The sequence below is a fragment of the Diaphorobacter aerolatus genome (genome assembly GCF_014489535.1).
Taxonomy (GTDB): Bacteria; Pseudomonadota; Gammaproteobacteria; order Burkholderiales; family Burkholderiaceae_C; genus Diaphorobacter_A; species Diaphorobacter_A aerolatus.
Window position 1 is genome coordinate 1,553,276 of record NZ_CP060783.1, and the last position, 20,053, is coordinate 1,573,328.

18 protein-coding genes, 1 tRNA gene and 4 pseudogenes are annotated in these 20,053 nt (G+C 60.2%); 8 read left to right on the forward strand and 15 right to left on the reverse strand.

From position 1 onward, the window contains the following. Positions 1–20 precede the first annotated feature (20 nt). The 5 genes and pseudogenes from H9K75_RS07210 to H9K75_RS07230 all read left to right on the forward strand — a co-directional run bounded on the left by H9K75_RS07210 (position 21) and on the right by H9K75_RS07230 (position 3,842). Positions 21–1,237: pseudogene (locus H9K75_RS07210) on the forward strand (type II secretion system F family protein). Beyond that, positions 1,237–2,126: pseudogene (locus tag H9K75_RS07215) on the forward strand (prepilin peptidase). The pseudogenes H9K75_RS07210 and H9K75_RS07215 overlap by 1 nt, the downstream one beginning before the upstream one ends. Positions 2,127–2,139: 13 nt before the next feature. Further along, positions 2,140–2,760, forward strand: coding sequence for a dephospho-CoA kinase (gene coaE, locus H9K75_RS07220; RefSeq protein ID WP_187725253.1), 621 nt, complete (start codon positions 2,140–2,142; stop codon positions 2,758–2,760). 64 nt (positions 2,761–2,824) lie between these two features. Further along, entirely contained in the window at positions 2,825–3,580 is a 756-nt protein-coding gene (zapD, locus tag H9K75_RS07225; RefSeq protein WP_187725254.1) for a cell division protein ZapD, read from the forward strand. Positions 3,581–3,617: 37 nt separating this feature from the next. After that, positions 3,618–3,842, forward strand: a complete 225-nt coding sequence (locus H9K75_RS07230) for a DNA gyrase inhibitor YacG (RefSeq protein ID WP_187725255.1) — start codon at positions 3,618–3,620, stop codon at positions 3,840–3,842. 36 nt (positions 3,843–3,878) lie between these two features. Here the strand turns inward: H9K75_RS07230 and H9K75_RS07235 are convergent, their stop codons facing one another. From H9K75_RS07235 to secA, 4 genes are all read right to left on the reverse strand, one after another. Beyond that, on the reverse strand, positions 3,879–4,328 hold the full coding sequence (locus H9K75_RS07235; protein ID WP_187725256.1) for an NUDIX domain-containing protein: 450 nt from the start codon (positions 4,326–4,328) through the stop codon (positions 3,879–3,881). After that, the gene (locus tag H9K75_RS07240) at positions 4,321–5,196 is read right to left on the reverse strand and encodes an ATP-binding protein (RefSeq protein WP_187725257.1); all 876 of its coding nucleotides are present in this window, start codon (positions 5,194–5,196) and stop codon (positions 4,321–4,323) included. Before H9K75_RS07240 ends, H9K75_RS07235 begins: the two co-directional genes overlap by 8 nt. 32 nt (positions 5,197–5,228) lie before the next feature. Further along, complete coding sequence (gene argJ, locus H9K75_RS07245; RefSeq protein WP_187725258.1) at positions 5,229–6,458, reverse strand: bifunctional glutamate N-acetyltransferase/amino-acid acetyltransferase ArgJ; 1,230 nt, start codon at positions 6,456–6,458, stop codon at positions 5,229–5,231. Between the two features lie 146 nt (positions 6,459–6,604). Then, a complete protein-coding gene (gene secA / locus H9K75_RS07250) occupies positions 6,605–9,355 on the reverse strand; it encodes a preprotein translocase subunit SecA (protein ID WP_187725259.1) in 2,751 nt (916 codons plus the stop codon). Between the two features lie 354 nt (positions 9,356–9,709). Between secA and H9K75_RS07255 the strand changes: the two genes are divergently transcribed. Beyond that, complete coding sequence (locus H9K75_RS07255) at positions 9,710–10,021, forward strand: hypothetical protein (protein ID WP_187725260.1); 312 nt, start codon at positions 9,710–9,712, stop codon at positions 10,019–10,021. 91 nt (positions 10,022–10,112) lie between these two features. On the opposite strand, the gene H9K75_RS07260 is transcribed toward H9K75_RS07255, so the two are convergent. The 6 genes and pseudogenes from H9K75_RS07260 to petA form a co-directional block, all read right to left on the reverse strand. Then, positions 10,113–10,188, reverse strand: a tRNA-Thr gene (locus H9K75_RS07260). A gap of 70 nt (positions 10,189–10,258) precedes the next feature. Then, entirely contained in the window at positions 10,259–10,807 is a 549-nt protein-coding gene (locus H9K75_RS07265) for a ClpXP protease specificity-enhancing factor (RefSeq protein WP_187725261.1), read from the reverse strand. A gap of 42 nt (positions 10,808–10,849) precedes the next feature. Beyond that, positions 10,850–11,461 carry a glutathione S-transferase N-terminal domain-containing protein gene (locus H9K75_RS07270; protein WP_166308054.1) on the reverse strand — a complete coding sequence of 204 codons (612 nt, stop codon included), beginning with the start codon at positions 11,459–11,461 and terminating at the stop codon, positions 10,850–10,852. 101 nt (positions 11,462–11,562) lie between these two features. After that, positions 11,563–12,318 (reverse strand): cytochrome c1, encoded by a 756-nt coding sequence (locus tag H9K75_RS07275; protein WP_187725951.1) that lies wholly within the window; start codon positions 12,316–12,318, stop codon positions 11,563–11,565. A 19-nt stretch (positions 12,319–12,337) separates the two neighbouring features. Then, positions 12,338–13,758: pseudogene (locus H9K75_RS07280) on the reverse strand (cytochrome b). 14 nt (positions 13,759–13,772) lie between these two features. Continuing rightward, positions 13,773–14,372, reverse strand: coding sequence for a ubiquinol-cytochrome c reductase iron-sulfur subunit (petA, locus tag H9K75_RS07285; RefSeq protein WP_187725262.1), 600 nt, complete (start codon positions 14,370–14,372; stop codon positions 13,773–13,775). A gap of 134 nt (positions 14,373–14,506) precedes the next feature. Between petA and mscL the strand changes: the two genes are divergently transcribed. Continuing rightward, a complete protein-coding gene (gene mscL, locus H9K75_RS07290; RefSeq protein WP_187725952.1) occupies positions 14,507–14,935 on the forward strand; it encodes a large conductance mechanosensitive channel protein MscL in 429 nt (142 codons plus the stop codon). A gap of 94 nt (positions 14,936–15,029) precedes the next feature. On the opposite strand, the gene pdxA is transcribed toward mscL, so the two are convergent. Together pdxA and H9K75_RS07300 are read right to left on the reverse strand one after the other, a co-directional pair. Next, the gene (gene pdxA, locus H9K75_RS07295) at positions 15,030–16,094 is read right to left on the reverse strand and encodes a 4-hydroxythreonine-4-phosphate dehydrogenase PdxA (protein ID WP_187725263.1); all 1,065 of its coding nucleotides are present in this window, start codon (positions 16,092–16,094) and stop codon (positions 15,030–15,032) included. A gap of 14 nt (positions 16,095–16,108) precedes the next feature. Then, a pseudogene (locus H9K75_RS07300) lies at positions 16,109–16,860 on the reverse strand (Nif3-like dinuclear metal center hexameric protein). 153 nt (positions 16,861–17,013) lie between these two features. Here H9K75_RS07300 and H9K75_RS07305 point away from each other — a divergent pair. Further along, positions 17,014–18,165: a trypsin-like peptidase domain-containing protein gene (locus tag H9K75_RS07305; protein WP_187725264.1), complete on the forward strand. Its 1,152-nt coding sequence runs from the start codon at positions 17,014–17,016 to the stop codon at positions 18,163–18,165. An 82-nt stretch (positions 18,166–18,247) separates the two neighbouring features. Here the strand turns inward: H9K75_RS07305 and tatC are convergent, their stop codons facing one another. From tatC to tatA, 3 genes are all read right to left on the reverse strand, one after another. Continuing rightward, on the reverse strand, positions 18,248–19,051 hold the full coding sequence (tatC, locus tag H9K75_RS07310; RefSeq protein WP_187725265.1) for a twin-arginine translocase subunit TatC: 804 nt from the start codon (positions 19,049–19,051) through the stop codon (positions 18,248–18,250). 146 nt (positions 19,052–19,197) lie between these two features. Further along, positions 19,198–19,710 (reverse strand): Sec-independent protein translocase protein TatB, encoded by a 513-nt coding sequence (gene tatB / locus H9K75_RS07315; protein ID WP_187725266.1) that lies wholly within the window; start codon positions 19,708–19,710, stop codon positions 19,198–19,200. Between the two features lie 45 nt (positions 19,711–19,755). Continuing rightward, complete coding sequence (gene tatA / locus H9K75_RS07320) at positions 19,756–19,995, reverse strand: Sec-independent protein translocase subunit TatA (RefSeq protein ID WP_187725267.1); 240 nt, start codon at positions 19,993–19,995, stop codon at positions 19,756–19,758. Positions 19,996–20,053: the final 58 nt, after the last annotated feature.

Below are 20,053 nucleotides of genomic sequence, written 5' to 3' on the forward strand. Positions count from 1 at the left end.
GAGGAAAGCTTCGACAGGATATGGCAACTGCAGCATCAAGAGGTGTCAAGGACGTCGTCTTTGAGTGGGAAGGCAAGGACCGTGGGGGCAAGGTCGTGCGCGGCGAAATTCGCGCGGCGGGCGAAAACCAGGTCAAGGCCACGCTGCGCCGCCAGGGGTGCTTGCCACCAAGATCAAGAAGCGCCGCATGCGCTCGGGCAAGAAGATCAAGCCCAAGGACATCGCGCTGTTCACGCGCCAGATGGCGACCATGATGAAGGCCGGTGTGCCTCTGCTGCAGGCGTTCGACATCGTCGGTCGCGGCAATACCAACCCAAGCGTGTCCAAGCTGCTCAACGATATCCGCGGCGACGTGGAAACCGGTACCTCGCTGAACGGGGCGTTCCGCAAGTTTCCGACGTACTTCGACAGCCTCTACTGCAATTTGGTGGAAGCCGGCGAACAGGCCGGTATCCTCGAAGCCCTGCTGGATCGTCTCGCGACCTATATGGAAAAGACCGAAGCGATCAAGTCCAAGATCCGCTCGGCCCTGATGTATCCCACTGCGGTGGTCGTTGTGGCTTTTGTTGTTGTGACGGTCATCATGATCTTTGTGATCCCGGCGTTCAAGGATGTGTTCACCTCGTTCGGCGCAGATCTGCCCGCTCCCACCCTGTTCGTGATGGCAGTCAGCGAATTCTTCGTCGCCTATTGGTGGCTGATCTTCGGCATCATCGGCGGAGGGGTCTACTTTTTCTTGCAGGCATGGAAACGCAGCGAGAAGATGCAGCGGTTCATGGACCGGGCCCTTTTGAAGATGCCGATTTTCGGTGATCTCATCAACAAGTCCTGTATTGCGCGCTGGACGCGTACGCTTTCGACCATGTTCGCGGCAGGTGTGCCATTGGTGGAGGCGCTGGACTCCGTGGGCGGTGCTTCGGGTAACTCCCTTTATGCCGATGCCACTTCAAAGATCCAGCAGGAAGTCTCCACCGGCACCAGTCTGACCAATGCGATGACGAATGCCAATGTGTTTCCGTCGATGGTCATTCAGATGGTTGCGATCGGTGAAGAGTCTGGCTCCATTGATCACATGCTGGGCAAGTCCGCCGATTTCTACGAAGCGGAAGTCGACGAAATGGTGGCCGGCCTGTCCAGCCTGATGGAGCCGATCATTATCGTTTTCCTTGGTACTCTGATCGGCGGTATCGTGGTGTCGATGTACCTGCCCATCTTCAAGCTCGGCCAGGTGGTTTGATGTTTGGTGTGGATTGGATGGATGCCATCGCCATTGGCATCCTTGGATTGTTGATCGGCAGTTTCCTGAACGTGGTGATCCACCGGGTGCCGTTGATGATGGAGCGCGACTGGCTCGGCGACGTCCTGAATTTCATCAAAGAAAAAGATTACAGGTTGATCGACGCCAACAACCAGCCGGTGGTTGCGAGCGAGGAGAAATTCAATCTCATGACGCCCGCCTCGCGTTGTCCGCACTGCGGGCATGCGATCCGCTGGTACGAAAACATTCCCGTCGTGAGCTATATCGCGCTCGGAGGAAAATGCTCAGGCTGCAAGGCGCGCATCAGTCCGCGCTATCCCTTGGTCGAGCTGGTCACGGGCACGTTCTTCTATCTGTGCGCCAGCAAGTGGGGCTGGTCGATGACCACGCTGATGTGGTGCGGTTTCTCCGCCGCCGTCATCGCGCTCGCCATGATCGACTGGGACACCACGCTTTTGCCCGACAGCATCACGCTGCCGCTAGTCTGGGCGGGCCTGATCGGCTCGGCGATGCAGTGGCTGCCCGTGCCGCTTTTTGATTCCGTGGCGGGCGCCGCAGCCGGATATCTGTCGCTCTGGCTGGTGTACTGGGCGTTCAAGCTGGTGACTGGCAAAGAAGGCATGGGTATGGTGACTTCAAGCTCTTTGCGGCATTTGGTGCGTGGTTCGGCTGGACGGCGCTGGTGCCCATCATTCTCATGGCTTCGGTGATCGGCGCAATCATCGGGATTGGCCTGAAGTTGACCAACGGATTGCGTGACGGAAAATACATACCATTCGGACCATTTCTCGCATTGGGAGGCCTCACGGCCATGATCATTGGTCCGCAACGCATGCTGCAAAGCGTATTTTCGGCTCTCGGCATTTAACGCTGAAACAACCATGGCGCGGTTGAACAGAAAGAGCTTCTACGTCGGACTCACTGGTGGAATCGGCAGCGGCAAAAGCACCGTTGGCGGCATGCTGCGCGACCATGGCGCGGCACTCATCGATGCCGATCAGATAGCGCGGTCCGTCACTGTTGCGGGCGGTGCTGCGATCCCCGCGATTCGGAACGAGTTCGGTGCCGAGTTTTTCGATGCCACCGGTGCACTGGATCGTGCCCGCATGCGAGATCTGGTATTTGCCGACGCCAGCGCCAAAGATCGGCTCGAGGCCATTGTTCACCCACTCGTCGGACAGGCAACCTGGGCTGCGGCCAAAGCGGCCGAGGGCCGTGACCATGGCGTCATCGTGTTCGATATTCCGCTGCTTGTCGAATCACGCCGCTGGTCATCGCAGCTCGACGCGGTGGTCGTGGTGGACTGCACTCACGAAACCCAGATTGCCCGCGTGCAGCGGAGGAACGGGCTCGCGCGCGAAGCGGTCGAAGCCATCATCGCCGCGCAAGCCAGCAGGCAGCAGCGTCGGGCCGCTGCGGATTGGGTGATTTTTAACGATGGGTTGTCTTTGTTAGATCTGCAAACAAAAGCTCGCATGATCGCCTTGCGGTTCGGGCTATGATGTGCGCCAACGTGCTGACACAAATCAACCCACCAGCACCACCTGAGCCCGGGAAGCCCGCAGCGTGATTCTCTACGAATACCCCTTCAACGAACGCCTGAGAACCTACTTACGGTTGGAGCAGTTGTTTCGCCGTCTTGGCGAGTTGATTCCGCGCGCGCATGCCATGGACCATCACTTCGCGCTGGTCACGATTTTCGAGATCATGGATGTGGCCGCGCGTGTTGACCTGAAGACCGACGTGCTCAAGGATCTGGACAAACAGAAGCTGGTGCTCGACTCCTACCGCGGCAACCCTTCGATATCCGAGCGTGTGCTCGACGGCTTCGTCTCGCAGCTTAATACCTGCTTCAGCGAGCTGAACGCGCAGAGCGGCAAGACCGGACAGACCCTCACCGACAACGAGTGGCTCATGAGCATCCGCAGTCGCGTGGGCATTCCAGGCGGCACCTGCAGTTTCGATCTTCCCGCCTACCATGCATGGCGCAGTCTCTCGCCCGAAAAGCGCCAGCGCGACCTTCAGGATTGGTCGCACACGCTGGCACCGCTGGCCGAGTCGGTTTTTCTGCTGCTGCGCCTGATGCGTGATTCCGGCATGCCTCAAAAGGTGGTGACGACGCGTGGCCAGTTCCAGCAGACCTTGCCGCATGGCCGCACTTTCAATCTGCTGCGCATGCGCATCGACCCCGCATTCAAGCTGATTCCCGAGATCAGCGGAAACCGGCTGCTGGTGTCGGTGCGACTGATGCAGCAGGAAGAGAGTGGCAAGTTGTTGCCATCCACCGAAGATGCCAATTTCGAGCTGACCCTCTGCTCCTGACTCACTGAACACTCGACCGACCGCGCAGACCGACAGCATGAGCGAGAAAGATTCCGCATCGGGCACCACCGCCCCCAAATATGTGAAATGCCCCACCTGCGGCGGCCCGAGCCTGTACGCGGCGTCCAACCGCTTTCGCCCGTTTTGCAGCGAGCGCTGCAAGATGATCGACCTGGGCGCATGGGGCAATGAAGATTTCAGAATGCCTGCCGAAGCGCCGCCAGAGGACAACCTCTACGGCGACCCCAAGCTCGAGCCTTGAGCAACCCGGCGTCTACAGGTTGCGTCTATCTGTGGCTCAGCCAATCAGCGACGGATCGAACGGCACCCCACGCTCCTCGGCAAACCATTGAAGCACCGGAACGGCGCCGGGCAGAATCGGCTCGACGGTCGGCGGCCAATCCTGCCAGGCCATGTTCTGGCCCTCGCGCATCTCGAATGCACCCTGCCATTCAAACACCTTGCACCAGTGCAGCCGCACCAGGGCGTGCGGGTAGTCGTGCTCGGTTATCTTCCACACACTGGCCGCACCAATGACGATGCCGAGCTCTTCCTGCAGCTCGCGGCGCAGCGCCTGTTCCACCGTCTCACCCGCTTCGAGCTTTCCTCCCGGAAACTCCCAGTAGCCCGCATACGGCTTGCCCTCGGGACGCGAGGTCAAGAGCATCGCGCCATCGCGCTTGAGCAGAATGCCGACCGCCACTTCCGTATGCTTGCGCGGCACCGCGTTGTCTGACGCATCAGCCATGGGCGTTCTGCCCTGCAAAGTCGCGTGCGAACTGCGAAGCCACGCGGCCACTGCGCGAGCCTCGCTCAAGCGCCCACACCAGTGCCTGTGGACGCGCTGCGGCCATCGCCTCTTCGGGCACGCCAAGTGATCGCAGCCATTGCGCGACGATGACCAGATACTCTTCCTGACTGAACGGATAGAAGCTCACCCAGAGACCGAATCGCTCGGACAGCGAAATTTTTTCCTCGACGACTTCGCCGGGATGTATCTCGCCATCGTCGGTGTGCGTATAGCCGAGGTTCTCCTTCATGTATTCGGGCAGAAGATGGCGGCGGTTGCTGGTTGCATAGATCAGCACGTTGGGCGTTGACGCCGCCACAGACCCATCCAGAATCGACTTGAGCGCCTTGTAGCTCGCCTCGCCGTCCTCGAAGCTCAGGTCGTCGCAGAAGACAATAAATTTTTCGGGGCGACTCGACACCACTTCCACGATGTCCGGCAGATCGGTGAGATCGGCCTTGTCGACCTCGATCAGCCGCAGTCCCTGCGAAGAATAGGCGTTCAGGCAGGCCTTGATCAGCGAGGATTTGCCGGTGCCGCGCGCGCCGGTCAGCAACACGTTGTTGGCAGGCTTTCCATCCACGAACTGCTGTGTGTTGCGTTCGATCTTTTCCTTTTGCCCGTCGATTTCCTTCAGGTCGCTCAGGCTCTGCAGCGAGAGATGGCGCACGGGCTCCAGCACGCCATGACCGTTGCTGCGCTTGCGGTAGCGAAACGCCACCGAGGCACCCCAATCCGGCGCGGAAAGTGGCTTGGGCAGCACGGATTCAATGCGATCAATCAGTTGTTCCGCTCGTTGCAGCAAGCGCTCAAAGGCTTCGTTCATGTCTCGTCCATCGATCTGTCTTTGAGTGCGACTCACGAGCGGTAGTCGGCATTGATGGTCACGTATTCGTGGCTCAGGTCACAGGTCCACACGGTGTCGCTCGCGGTGCCGCGCCCCAGGCTCACGCGCACCGTGATCTCGCTTTGCTTCATCACGCGCTGTCCGTCTTCCTCACGGTATTCGGGATTGCGACCGCCCTGCTTTGCCACGTGCACTTCATCCAGATAGAGGTCGATGCCGCCTTGTTCGAGGTCCTCGATACCCGCATAGCCCACGGCCGCGAGAATGCGACCCAGATTCGGATCGCTTGCAAAGAACGCGGTCTTAACCAGTGGCGAATGCGCGATGGCATAAGCCACCTGACGGCATTCCTCACCCGTCTTGCCGCCATCGACGCGAATGGTAATGAACTTGGTTGCCCCCTCGCCGTCGCGCACGATGGCCTGTGACAGCTTCTGCGCCACGTCGAGCAGCGCCGCCTTGAGCAGCTTGCCGTCGGCGCTGTCCATGGACGTGATCTCGGCGTTTCCGGCCTTGCCGGTCGCCATCAGCACGAACGAATCATTGGTCGATGTGTCGCCGTCAATGGTCACACGGTTGAACGACTGGTCGGCCAGATCGCGCACCAGGTCCTTGAGCAGAGCGGGCGCGATGTCGGCATCGGTGGCGACAAAGCTCAACATGGTCGCCATGTTCGGACGAATCATGCCCGCGCCCTTGGAGATACCAGTGACAGAAACCGTCTTGCCTGAAATCTGCACCTGCGTGCTGAAGGCCTTGGGGATCGTGTCCGTGGTCATGATGCCGCTCGCCGCATTTCCCCAGTTGTCGGGTGTAGCGGCGGCGATGGCCGCAGGCAGGCCCGCAACGATGCGCTCCACGGGCAGCGGCTCCATGATCACGCCCGTCGAGAACGGCAGAATCTGGGTGGCCTTGATGCCGAGTTCCCTGGCAAGCCCATCGCAGGTCGCGTTGGCGCGCGCAAGGCCGTCGGAACCCGTGCCGGCATTGGCGTTTCCGGTGTTGATCACCATGGCGCGAATGTCCGAGCCATTGGCCAGGTGCTCGCGGCAAATCTGCACCGGAGCCGCGCAGAAGCGATTTTTCGTGAACACCCCGGCAACCTTCGTGCCCTCGTCGAGCAGGAAGACCGTGAGGTCCTTGCGATTGGCCTTGCGCACGCCCGCTTCGGTCACCCCGATGCACACGCCGGCGATCGGGTGCAGAGCGGCTGGATCAGGAGCGGAAAGGTTCACTGGCATACAACGGTGTCCTTGAAAATTGAAATCAATCGGTGGAATCTGCGGAAGCGGCAAGCGCGTCGCGAAACCATGATCCTACAAGCAAAAACACGGGCGTGAAGCCCGTGTTGGTGATCGCAGAGTGGGCTAAGGCCGATGGTACTTGCTCACGCCAGTTTGCCGTGGCACTGCTTGTACTTCTTGCCGCTGCCGCAGGGGCAAGGGTCGTTGCGACCGATGCGCAGGCCCTCGTATTCGGCCGGCAGCGGTTGCGACTCGGGACCATCACCGGGATCGCCGAGATCGGTACCGCCGTGGTAGATCGCGCCTTCCAGCCGATCACCCTGGTGGTTGATGGCCTGAGAAACCTCGTCGAGCTCGTCGTTGGAGGGAATGCGCACCGTCATGAGCGTGCGTGTCACGCCGTTCTTGACCGAGTCGATCAACTGACGGAACAGTTCGAACGCCTCACGCTTGTATTCCTGCTTGGGCTGCTTTTGTGCATAGCCGCGCAGGTGGATGCCCTTGCGCAGATAGTCGAGCGCCGAGAGGTGATCGCGCCAGTTGGAATCGAAACTCTCGAGCAGCACGGCGCGCTCGAAATTGTTGAACTGTTCCTTGCCGACCAGTGCCACCTTGGCTTCGAACTGGTCGCGAGCCGCGGACACCACCTTGTCGAGGATTTCGTCGTCGGTCATGCTCTCGGAGCCCTGCACAGCCTGCTGCAATGGCAGCTCGATATGCCAGTCGGCAGCGAGCGCTTTTTCGAGGCCGGGCAGGTCCCACTGCTCTTCCACCGATTCGGCGGGCACGTACTGATGCACGACGTCGGCAAACACGTCATCACGCATGGCGGCGATCAGGCCGCTCAGGTCCTCGGCGTCGATGATCTCGTTGCGTTGCTGGTAGATCACCTTGCGCTGGTCGTTGGAGACGTCGTCGTACTCAAGCAGTTGCTTGCGGATGTCGAAGTTGCGAGCCTCGACCTTGCGCTGCGCGGATTCGATGCTGCGCGTGACGATGCCGGCCTCGATCGCTTCGCCATCGGGCATCTTCAGGCGATCCATGATGGCCTTGACGCGGTCGCCCGCGAAGATGCGCATCAGTTGGTCATCCAGGCTCAGGTAGAAGCGTGAAGAGCCCGGGTCACCCTGACGACCGGAGCGGCCACGCAACTGGTTGTCGATGCGGCGCGATTCGTGACGCTCGGTCGCGATGATGCGCAAGCCGCCCAAGGCCGCGACCTTGTCGTGATCGACCTTCCACTCTTCACGCAATTGCTGTACGCGTGCCGCACGTGCGGCCTCGTCCAGCGATTCATCGGCTTCGACGGCAGCAATCGATTTTTCAATATTGCCGCCCAACACGATGTCGGTACCACGACCGGCCATGTTGGTGGCAATCGTGATCATGCCGGGACGACCGGCCTGCGCCACGATGTCGGCTTCGCGGGCATGCTGCTTGGCGTTCAACACCTGGTGCGGCAGGTTCTCGCGATTGAGCAGTTCGTCGATGATTTCGGAGTTCTCGATGGAGGTCGTGCCCACGAGGACCGGCTGACCACGACCGTAGCATTCGCGGATGTCCGTGATCGCCGCTTCGTATTTTTCTCGCGTCGTCTTGTACACGCGGTCGAGCTGGTCATCACGCTTGCTCGGACGATTAGGTGGCATCACCACGGTCTCAAGACCGTAGATTTCCTGGAATTCGTAGGCTTCGGTGTCGGCCGTACCGGTCATGCCCGAGAGCTTGTTGTACAGGCGGAAGTAGTTCTGGAATGTGATGGAAGCCAGCGTCTGGTTCTCGGCCTGAATCTCCACGCCTTCCTTGGCTTCCACGGCCTGGTGCAGGCCATCGCTCCAGCGACGGCCCGACATCAGGCGGCCCGTGAATTCATCGACGATCACGATTTCGCCGTTCTGCACGACGTAGTGCTGGTCACGGTGATAGAGGTGATGGGCACGCAGCGCCGAGTACAGGTGGTGCACCAGCGCGATGTTCGACGGATCGTAGAGCGATGCGCCTTCCGCGATCAACCCGGCCTGCGCGAGCAAGTGTTCTGCATGCTCATGGCCCTGCTCGGTCAAGAAGACCTGCTGCGACTTTTCATCCAGCGTGAAGTCGCCCGGCTTGGTCACGCCCTCGCCCGTGCGCGGGTCGGCCTCGCCTTCCTGGCGGGTGAGCGTGGGGACGATCTTGTCCATCTCCACGTACATGGCGGTATGGTCTTCGGCCTGGCCGCTGATGATCAGCGGCGTGCGCGCTTCATCGATCAGGATCGAGTCCACTTCGTCGACGATGGCGTAGTTCAGGCCGCGCTGCACGCGCGAAGCACCTTCGTAGACCATGTTGTCGCGCAGGTAGTCGAAGCCGTATTCGTTGTTCGTACCGTAGGTGATGTCGGAGCCATAGGCCGACTGCTTTTCCTCACGCGGCATCTGCGGCAGATTGATGCCGACCGTCAGGCCCAGGAACTGGTAGAGGCGTCCCATCCAAGTGGCATCGCGATTGGCCAGGTAATCGTTGACCGTCACCACGTGCACGCCCTTGCCGGACAGCGCATTCAGATAGACCGGCAGCGTCGCCGTCAGCGTCTTGCCTTCACCGGTGCGCATTTCGGCGATCTTGCCGTCATGCAGCGCCATGCCGCCGAGCAACTGCACGTCGAAGTGACGCATCTTCATGACTCGCTTGGAGCCCTCGCGAACCACGGCAAACGCCTCGGGCAACAGATCGTCGAGCGACTCGCCCTTGGCGACCCGGTCCTTGAATTCCTGTGTCTTGCCACGCAACTCGTCATCACTCAGCTTCTCGAATTGAGGCTCCAGAGAATTGATGCGTGCAACGGTCTTGCGATAAGTTTTAAGCAGCCGGTCATTGCGGCTGCCAAATAATTTGGTGAGAAAGTTGGTGGCCATGCAAACAGGACCGTCTGACCCGCACAACGCGCGCCAGACGACCGTAATCCCTAAGACTAATTGGTATCAGATGGGGCCGGTTCCGGAAATTGCAACAGTTGCTTGCCCTGTTACCTCGCCTCCGGACACGGGGGCTCGGTCGCAGATTCTACCCGCGCGCAGTGGATCACCCTTGAAAACACCGACCACCCTGACAAGGAAGTGTGTTTGAGCGCGTTCAGCGACGTGCGCGAACCACGCTCGCAAGCGAAATCGCCAAAAAAGTGAAGGAATTCGCGGCTCGCATCGGCGAGGAGCGCTGCACAATAACGGGCCGAATCCCGATCAGACTCCAGCCCCATCACAACCCACGACATGCATCGACGCCACGAAGCCATCCCGCTCCTGCAGGCAGCACAGAAATCGCCTGCGCTGGCACACCTGGCGCAGTTGACGCGCGATTCCAGCGCCCGTCTCGCGGCCATACAGCCGCTGATTCCACCCGGCATGCGCGCAACGATTCAGGCCGGACCGATAGAAGGTTCGACCTGGTGCCTGCTCGTCAAGGGAAACGCTGCCGCATCCAAGCTCCGACAACTGCTGCCATCGTTCGAGGCGCATTTGCGAACCAAGGGATGGGACGTGCAGCTCATCCGCATCAAGATTCAGGCCAGAGCCGATATCTGAATCGGTGTCCAAATGCTTATTGCTCAGCAAACGGAAAATCACCGACGCAGAACGAAAAAACCCCATGCGTGGGCATGAGGGTTTATCGTACTGGTGCCGGTTGTCGGATTCGAACTGACGACCTACCGCTTACAAGGCGGGTGCTCTACCAACTGAGCTAAACCGGCGAAGCTCTTATTCTAGCCTTGACTTTCGGGCGTTTTGCGAAAAACCCGAAAACTTTTGCGCACCGATTGTTTATTTCACCAGCTTGAGTGACGGGCGTGCGCCGCCACCACCCGCAGGCGGCTTGGGTGGTGGGCTGTCTTCATCGAAATCCTCGTTGTTCCCCTGCGCACCACCCACCGGGACGAGTTGTGGAACCGGACGTTCGGTGGTTGCGTCCGTGGGTGCGGAAGCGCTTGCCAAGCCATCCATCTGCGACGGCAGCCGATCCTGGGACACCGAGCCATCGAGATTGTCGACCGGAGGCGGGAACGCCATGCCCTGGCCATTCTCACGCGCATAGACCGCAATCACCCGGCCCACGGGCACCATGATCTCGCGTGCCACGCCGCCAAAGCGAGCCTTGAACTCGATGAAGTCATTGCCGAGTTGCAGACTGCTGGTTGCGTCGTAGCTCGCGTTCAACACGATCTCGCCATCCTTGACGAATTCACGCGGCACCTGAACGGAATCATTCACGCTCACCACGATGTAGGGCGTGAATCCGTTGTCGATGCACCATTCGTGAATCGCGCGGATCAGATAAGGCCTGGTGGACGAAATTTCCGGGGCGTTGATCATGGTGTGCAGACGTTTGTTCGCAATGTCTTCGGTAAAAACCGATTACTTGCGCATCACCTTTTCGGACGGTGTCAGCGCTTCGATGTAGGCGGGGCGCGAGAAGATGCGCTCGGCATACTTCAGCAGCGGTGCCGCGTTCTTGCTGAGCTCGATACCGTAGTAGTCGAGACGCCAGAGCAGAGGCGCAATGGCCACGTCGAGCATCGAGAAGTTTTCGCCCAGCATGTACTTGTTCTTGAGGAACACGGGCGCGAGTTGGGTGAGGCGATCACGAATGTGTGAGCGGGCCTTTTCCAGCGCCTTGTCGTTGCCCTTGGAGGCACGCGACTCGAGCGTGTTCACGTGAACGAACAGTTCCTTTTCGAAATTGAGCAGGAATAGACGCACACGCGCGCGATCCACGGGATCACCAGGCATCAGTTGGGGGTGAGGGAAACGCTCATCAATGTACTCGTTGATGATGTTGGACTCATACAGAATCAGGTCACGTTCGACCAGAATCGGCACCTGCCCATACGGGTTCATGACATTGATGTCTTCGGGCTTGTTGTAGAGATCCACATCGCGGATTTCGAAGTCCATGCCTTTTTCGAAAAGGACGAATCGGCAGCGGTGTGAAAAAGGACAGGTCGTACCCGAGTAAAGCACCATCATGGTGAGCGGCTCCTAAAAAGTCAAAAAGAGTGGACGCTTTCGCGGCCACTCTGGACCGGCCAGACGCACGCCTGACCGGTATTCATTGTATGGATTGGCGGTTACTTGACGTCTTTCCAGTAGGCTGCATTGAGCCTCCACGTAAAGAACGTCAGCACTCCCAGGAAGAACAGAACCCAGACGCCCACGCGGATGCGCGTATTTTGCGCTGGTTCGCCCATCCATTGCAGGTAATTCACGAGATCACCTACGGTCTCATCGTATTTCAGGGGCGACATGGTACCAGCGCTCACCTGCTGCCAGCCCTTGAATACCTGAGTTTTATGTCCGTGGCTCTCGATTTCCTCGAAAACCGGTCTGCGATCACCCTGCAACTGCCACATCGGATGCGGCATGCCGACGTTCGGGAACGCAAGGTTGTTCCAACCCGTCGCCTTGGTGTCATCACGGTAGAAGGTGCGCAGGAAGGTGTAGAGATAGTCCGCGCCCGTGCCGTTGTGGCCCGCACGCGAGCGCGCGATCACGGTCAGATCCGGGGGATTGGCTCCGAACCAGTCCTTGGCCTGCTTGGGATCGATGGCTGCCTTCATGGTGTCGCCGATTTTCTCGGTCGTGAACATGAGGTTGTCCTTGATCTGCTGCTCGGTCAGGCCGATGTCCTTCAGGCGGTTGATGCGCATGAAAGCCGCCGAGTGACAGTTCAGGCAGTAGTTCACGAAGATCTTTGCGCCGTTCTGCAGCGACGCGGTGTCGCTGGTGTTGCCCGGCGCCTTGTCCCAGGCAATTCCACCCTCTGCCGCCTGAGCACCCGTGGCGATTGCGAGGGTCGCGACCAGGGTCAAGATAACTTTTTTCATCATGGTTTTGGACTCCTGCTCAATGCGCTGCAAAGGTGACGCGATCCGGCACCGGTTTGGGCTCGCCCAAACGTGACCACCAGGGCATCAACAGGAAGAAACCGAAGTAGAACAGGGTACCCACCTGCGAAACGCGTTCACCGATAGGCGATGGCGGCTGTACGCCGAGATAACCGAGGATCAGGAACCAGACCACAAAGAGGGCATACAGCCACTTGTGCCAGCCCGGACGATAACGAATCGAACGAGCCGGGCTCTGATCCAGCCATGGCAGGAAGAACAGGATGATCACGGCACCACCCATCACCACCACACCCCAGAACTTCGCATCGATGGAGAGCATCAGCGCAATGGCGACCACCGCGGCCACAACCACCGCGCCCTTGAAGATGCTTGGCAGCTTCGACTTGAAGACTCCGAAGCCCGCGCCCAGCACCACGCACCCGATCAACGCATACATCATTTCGCTCGTGATGGCACGCAGCATCGAGTAGAACGGCGTGAAATACCAGACCGGAGCAATGTGGTTCGGCGTCTTCAGCGGATCTGCCGGAATGAAGTTGTTGTACTCGAGGAAGTAGCCACCGAACTCCGGCGCGAAGAACACGACCGCCGAGAACAGGAGCAGGAAGACACAGACACCGAAGATGTCGTGCACGGTGTAGTAGGGATGGAAAGGAATGCCGTCGAGCGGATGGCCCTTGTCATCGACCGGCTTGCCCGGACCCTTGATTTCGATGCCGTCGGGGTTGTTCGAGCCCACGTCATGCAGTGCGAGCAGGTGGGCAACCACCAGACCCAGCAGCACCAGCGGCACGGCAATCACGTGGAAGCTGAAGAAGCGGTTCAACGTTGCGTCACCAACCACATAGTCGCCACGGATCAGCAACGCCAGATCGGGGCCGACGAACGGAATGGCGGCAAACAGGTTCACGATCACCTGCGCGCCCCAGTACGACATCTGTCCCATGGCAGCAGATAGCCCATGAACGCTTCGGCCATCAGCGCGAGGAAGATCGCGCAGCCGAAGATCCAGACCAGCTCGCGCGGCTTGCGGTACGAGCCGTACAGCAGGCCACGGAACATGTGCAGATAGACGACGATGAAGAACGCCGATGCGCCCGTCGAGTGCATGTAGCGGATCAGCCAGCCACCCGGCACATCGCGCATGATGTATTCGACCGACTCGAACGCCTTGGCGGCGTCGGGCTTGTAGTGCATCACGAGGAAGATGCCCGTGACGATCTGGATCACCAGCACCAGCAGCGCCAGCGAGCCGAAGATGTACCAGAAGTTGAAGTTCTTCGGAGCGTAGTACTCCGACATGTGAACCCGGTAGGCATCGAATGCCGTGGGGAAGCGGTTTTCCAGCCAGGTCGTCGCCTTTTCGGTGGCGGACGCGTTGGGGGAAACTTCCTTGAATTCGCGGTAGGCAGCCATTTTTGGTTTCTCCCTCAAGCCTTCTTGTCGTCGCCGATGAGCAATCGGGTGTCGGACAGGTACATGTGAGGCGGAACCTCAAGGTTGTCCGGAGCCGGCTTGTTCTTGAACACCCGGCCTGCCAGGTCGAATGTGGAGCCGTGGCAGGGGCAGAGGAAGCCGCCCTTCCAGTCTTCCGGCAGCGAAGGCTGGGGACCGGCCTGGAACCTGTCCACGGGCGAGCAGCCGAGGTGCGTGCAGATACCCACGACCACGAGGACCTCCGGCTTGATCGAGCGAGCCTCGTTGCGCGCGTAGGGCGGCGTGAACTCGTCGGGCTTGCGTTGCGATTGGGGATCGGCCAGTTGTCCGTCCAGCGAGGGCAGTTCGGCGATCTGCGCCTTGGTGCGCTTGACGATCCAGACCGGCTTGCCGCGCCATTCCACCGTCAGCTTCTCCCCTTCCTGCAGAGATGAAATGTCCACCTCAACCGGCGCGCCGGCGGCCTTGGCCTTTTCGGACGGCTGAAACGAGCTGACAAATGGTACGGCAACTCCAACGCCGCCCACCGCACCAGCACAGCCAGACGCAATCAGCCACGTCCGTTTGCTGGAATCGATCCGGGATTCACTCATGGGGGTCCTCGATGTGCATCGCTAATATGGTTAACAATAAATTGTAGCGGAGTGAAAATGGTTATTGCACCATAGCAATCACCCTTAAGCTACGTAATACTTCGGTGTTTTCATCTATATCAAAGGATTTCTCAATGAGTTTTATGAAAGAATTCCGCGAGTTCGCGGTCAAGGGCAACGTAGTTGATTTGGCAGTCGGTGTGATCATCGGCGCCGCATTCGGCAAGATCGTTGACTCCATCGTGAACGATCTGATCATGCCGATTGTGGGCTTGATCTTCGGCAAGCTGGACTTCTCGAATCTATTCGTTGCACTGGGCACCGTCCCAGAGGGAACACCCCATACCCTGGAAGCGATCCGCAAGGCAGGCGTTCCTGTTTTCGCATACGGAAATTTCATCACCGTGGCAGTGAACTTCATCATCCTGGCGTTCATCATCTTCCTGATGGTCAAGCAGATCAACCGTCTCAAGCGCGAGGCTCCGGCCGAGGCCGCTGCACCCGAAGCGACGCCGGAAGACGTGATTCTGTTGCGCGAAATTCGCGACAGCCTCAAGCGCTGAATTGATTTTTTTACAACACTCGCAACAAAAATGCCGCCCTTTTGGGCGGCATTTTTGTTGGGGAACGTCGTCATATATCGCCAGTAACGAATATTCAGTCGTTCCAGGCCGCCAATTGTTTGGCCATGCGGATCGAAGCCACGAGGCTGGAAGCATCCGCGCTGGCGCTGCCGGCGATATCAAACGCAGTCCCGTGGTCGGGGCTGGTGCGCACGAGGGGCAATCCCAGCGTCACGTTCACGCCGGATTCCACGCCCAGATACTTGACAGGTATCAGTCCCTGATCGTGGTACATCGCGACTACGGCATCGAACTCGCCGGGCTTTTCAGTCGTGTTGCGCGCGCGCATGAAGACGGTGTCGGGCGCAAACGGACCGGCCGCGGCGATACCCTCGGCGCGCGCCGCGGTGATCGCCGGGGAGATGATTTCAAGCTCTTCGACACCAAACAGGCCGCCCTCACCAGCGTGCGGGTTGAGCCCGGCCACTGCGATCCGAGGCGCGCGACCCAGTGTTCTGACCAACGCACCGTGTGTGATGCGCAACGTCTGCAACACGTTTTCGAAAGTGACTGCTTCAATTGCATCGCGCAGTGACATGTGGATGCTCACCAGCACGGTGCGCAGTTCGTCGTTGGCGAGCATCATGCGCACGGGCATGTCGACAATCTGCATGCCGCGCGATTGCGCCGCTTCGGCCTGCAGCAGTTCGGTATGTCCGGGAAAGCTCACGCCTGCGAGCGCCAGCGCTTCCTTGTGAAGCGGAGCGGTCACCATGGCCGCCACCTCGCCACGCAACGCGGCACGCGCCGCCCAGATCACGGATCGCGCCGCCGACAGGCCGCCTTCGCGAGTGATCTGGCCGAACGGAACCAGCGCGGGCATGTCCGGAAGCTGCAGGACCGGGATGCAGCGTGGCGACGCATTCAGCGCCTCGGCCACGTCATTGATCTGCGCCACGGGCAACGGCAAGTCGCCAGCCACGCTCACGCACTGCGCGGCGCGGCGCATGGTGGCGACATCGCCCACCACGCAACAGCCACGCGTGACATCGGGCGAGTCGCGAAAGGCCTTGGCGATGATCTCCGGGCCGATGCCGGCCGGGTCACCCTGGGTGATGGCCAAAGGCTTGCGCGATAGGCTTTCTGAATTGGCTGACATGGTGTGCCGCAGCATCAGGCCGGGTTGTCGATTTCGACGAACACATGCTCAAGGCCGAGTTGCGCCGCCACATGACCGGCAGCAGCCGGCGCCCCGTAGCGCTCCGTCGCGTGATGGCCCGCTGCGAGGAAGGCCACGCCGGTTTCACGCGCGAGATGCGCCTGGGGCTCGGAAATCTCTCCCGTGATGAAGGCATCGGCACCGGCCGCAATCGCGGACTCGAAATAGCCTTGCGCGCCCCCGTGCACCAGGCCACCCGGCGGATTTCGCGGCCATTGCCGGGATCCGCCAGCGTCACGGCGCGGCCCAATTGGGCCTGTACATGCTGGGCCAGCTCGGTGGCATTGGCAAAATCGGCCGGACCCGCAAAGCCCAGATCCTGTTCGCCAAATCGCTGATCGGCCACGATGCCCAGAACCCGGCCAAGCTGGGCGTTGTTGCCGAATTGGGGATGGGCATCCAGCGGCAGGTGATACGCGAACAGATTGATGTCGTGCGCGAGCAGCAACTGGATGCGCTGCTTCATCCATCCGGTGATGCGCCCGTCCATGCCGCGCCAGAAAAGGCCGTGGTGCACGAAAATGGCGTCGGCCTTGTGCGCGATTGCGGCCTCGATGAGTGCGCGGCTCGCGGTGACGCCGCTCACGATGCGCGAAATGCTGTCCTTGCCTTCCACCTGCAGGCCGTTGGGCCCGTAGTCCTTGAAGCGTTCGGGCTGCAAGAGTTCATCAAAAGTAGTCAGCAGGTTTTGCCTTGAGGTGCTCATGCCCCGGATTGTCCCAGATGATCCCGATGCCGGAATCGGCCGAAACAACCATTGCCAGCAAATGGTTGAATGGGTGGACTTCGCAGCGGCACTTCGTGGATCGTTCCCATCCGCGCGACAATGCGTTCTTTTGCACGTAGAGAATCACCCAACATGAAGCGCTTCTGGCTGCTTTTCTCCCAGGCCGTCACGGTCCTGCTCGCCGCGTATTTTGTCGTGGCCACCTTGCAGCCGAGCTGGCTGCAGCGCGGTGCGTCGCGCAGTGTGGCGGGCATCAACCTGATCGAGGCACCGCCGGCTCCAAGGGCCGAACCGGCACCCGGGAGTCTCAGTGGCGCGGCGCGCAAGGCGTCGCCCGCCGTGGTCAGCATCAACACCAGCAAGGCCGCCCGTGCCTCGCGCGGCAATGATCCGTGGTTCGAGTTCTTTTTCGGCGACCAGGGCAACCAGGCACAGGTGGGTCTTGGCAGCGGCGTGATCGTGAGCCCGGATGGTTTCATCCTCACCAACAACCACGTCGTCGAAGGCGCGGATGAAATCGAGGTCACGCTGACCGATGCGCGCCACGCCAAGGCCAAGGTGATCGGCACCGACCCCGACACCGATCTGGCGATTCTCAAGATCGACCTCGACAAGCTGCCCGTGATCGTGCTCGGCGACTCCGACCAACTCTTCGTGGGCGACCGCGTGCTCGCCATCGGCAACCCGTTTGGCGTCGGCCAGACCGTGACCAGCGGCATCGTCTCGGCGCTGGGTCGCAGCCAGTTGGGCATCAACACGTTCGAGAACTTCATCCAGACCGACGCCGCGATCAACCCCGGAAATTCGGGCGGCGCGCTGGTCGACGTGAACGGCAACCTCATGGGCATCAATACCGCCATCTACTCGCGCTCTGGCGGCAGCATGGGCATCGGCTTCGCGATTCCGGTGTCCACGGCACGCCTGGTGCTCGACGGCATCGTCAAGGATGGGCAGGTCACGCGCGGCTGGATTGGCGCCGAACCCAATGAGCTTTCGCCGGAACTTGCCGAAACCTTCGGCGTGAAGGCATCGAAAGGCGTGATCGTCACCGGCGTGCTTCAGGGCGGTCCGGCAGCTCAGGCGGGCCTGCGTCCGGGCGACGTGATCACCAAGGTGGGCGACAAGAGCATCACCAATGTCTCGGAACTGCTCTCTACCGTGGCGGCACTCAAGCCAGGCGTCGAGACCCCATTTGCGCTTCTGCGCGGCGACGCGACCACCGAGATCGCCATCACGCCCGGCACCCGCCCGGCTCCACAAAAACGCTTGCCGCAGCAGCGCTGATCGCTGCGTAGCCGAGCCAAAAACAAAGGGCAGTCCCGTCAAGGACTGCCCTTTTGTTTGATAGGTTCGGCAGCGCCCTCGATCAAGAGGAACTCTTCTCCGACTCCGCCTGCTCTTGCTCGGATTTCTGGGCATTCTTCTGGAACCAGCCCGCCGCAATGATGCCGATCTCGTAGAGCAGCACCATCGGCACGGCAAGCGATATCTGCGAGAGCACGTCGGGCGGCGTCACCACGGCAGCGATCACAAAGGCCAGCACGATGAAATAGCCGCGAAACGCCTTGAGCTTGTCGATTTCGACGATGCCAAGGCGCACCAGCAGGATCACCACGATCGGCACCTGGAACGCGAGGCCAAATGCGATGTAGAGCGAGAGAATCGCCTCGACATAGGACGAGATGTCAGGCGTTGCCGCTACGCTCGCAGGCGTGAAATTCTGGATGAAACCGAACATGCGCTCGAGCACGAACAACTGCACGAAGGCGATGCCCGAGTACGCGAGCGCGCTGCCGAAGAAGATCAGCGGAAGCGCAAATTTCTTTTCGTGGGAATACAGGCCCGGCGCGACGAACGCCCAGAGCTGGTACATGATCCACGGCAGCGCGAACAGGACGGCGGCCATCGCAAGCACCTTGAGTGGCACGATGAACGGCGAGAACACACCCACGGCAATGAGCTTGGCGCCCGGTGGCATGTGGTGCTTGATGGGCGTGGCGATGAAATCGATCAGACCGTCCGGCCCCGGCCAGATGGCCAGCAGGATCAGGGCGACGATGATGCCGTAGATGCTGTAGAGCAGGCGGTCGCGCAACTCGACAAGGTGCTGCACGAAGGGCTGCTCAGTGCCTGCCAGTTCGTCGTCTTTGGATGGTGGGTGGTCTGCCATGGTGAAAACAAAGACGCGAACCTGAACGCTTCATCGTCAACGCAGGTTCGCGCACTGATAAAAAAGAGGGCCGAAACCGGAGGATTGCTTGACCGCAACCGGGGTTGCCTCAGGCACTGGCCGAAATCGACCTTGCGGCATGGCGTTCAGATCGGCTTTTTGGGACGGAAGCGCGCCACGCGCGCGGCACCCGATTGTGCCTTGGTCCGCACGCCTGAGCGCGATTTGTACCATTGGGGCACAGCGCCTCGCTTGACGCGCCAGTTCTTGCGCGGATGATTGTAGGCTGGCGTGACAGAGCTGTAGGAGGACGACGAAACATCACCATCCCAGTTCGACTCCGACGACGAGGAGGAGAAGGAGGTCGAGCCGGTGATCGAACCCGTGGTTTCGTTCCAGTCCTTTTCGAAGTCGCGCGCGCTGGTCTGCACGGATTGCTCGACATCGCGTGCCGCGCTCTCCACGTTGTCCTTCATCTTGCGCAACTCGTCCAGCTCCATCGAGCGATTGACCTCGGCCTTCACGTCATTCACATAGCGCTGCGCCTTGCCCAGCAACGTACCCACGGTACGCGCCACTTTCGGCAATTTCTCGGGACCGATGACGACCAGCGCCACCACTCCGATCAGCGCCATCTTTGAAAGGCCAATATCAAACATTCAGCTATCCGGGTATCCGGGTATCCGGTGGTCGTGCGTCGCAGATCAGCTCTTGTGCTTGGCTTCCACGTCGATGGTCGACTTGTCGGCGGCGGCGGCGTTGGTGACTTGGCCGGTGGCAGCAGCGGCATCGGCGTCAGTGGCCTGACCGTCCTTCATGCCATCCTTGAAGCCCTTGACCGCGCCGCCCAGATCGGAGCCCATGTTCTTGAGCTTCTTGGTGCCAAAAACCATCACCACGATCAGCAGCACGATCAGCCAGTGCCAAATAGAAAACGAACCCATGTTGATTCTCCTAACGAATAGCGACCATTCTAGACGCCGTACGTGTCAAGACGGTCAT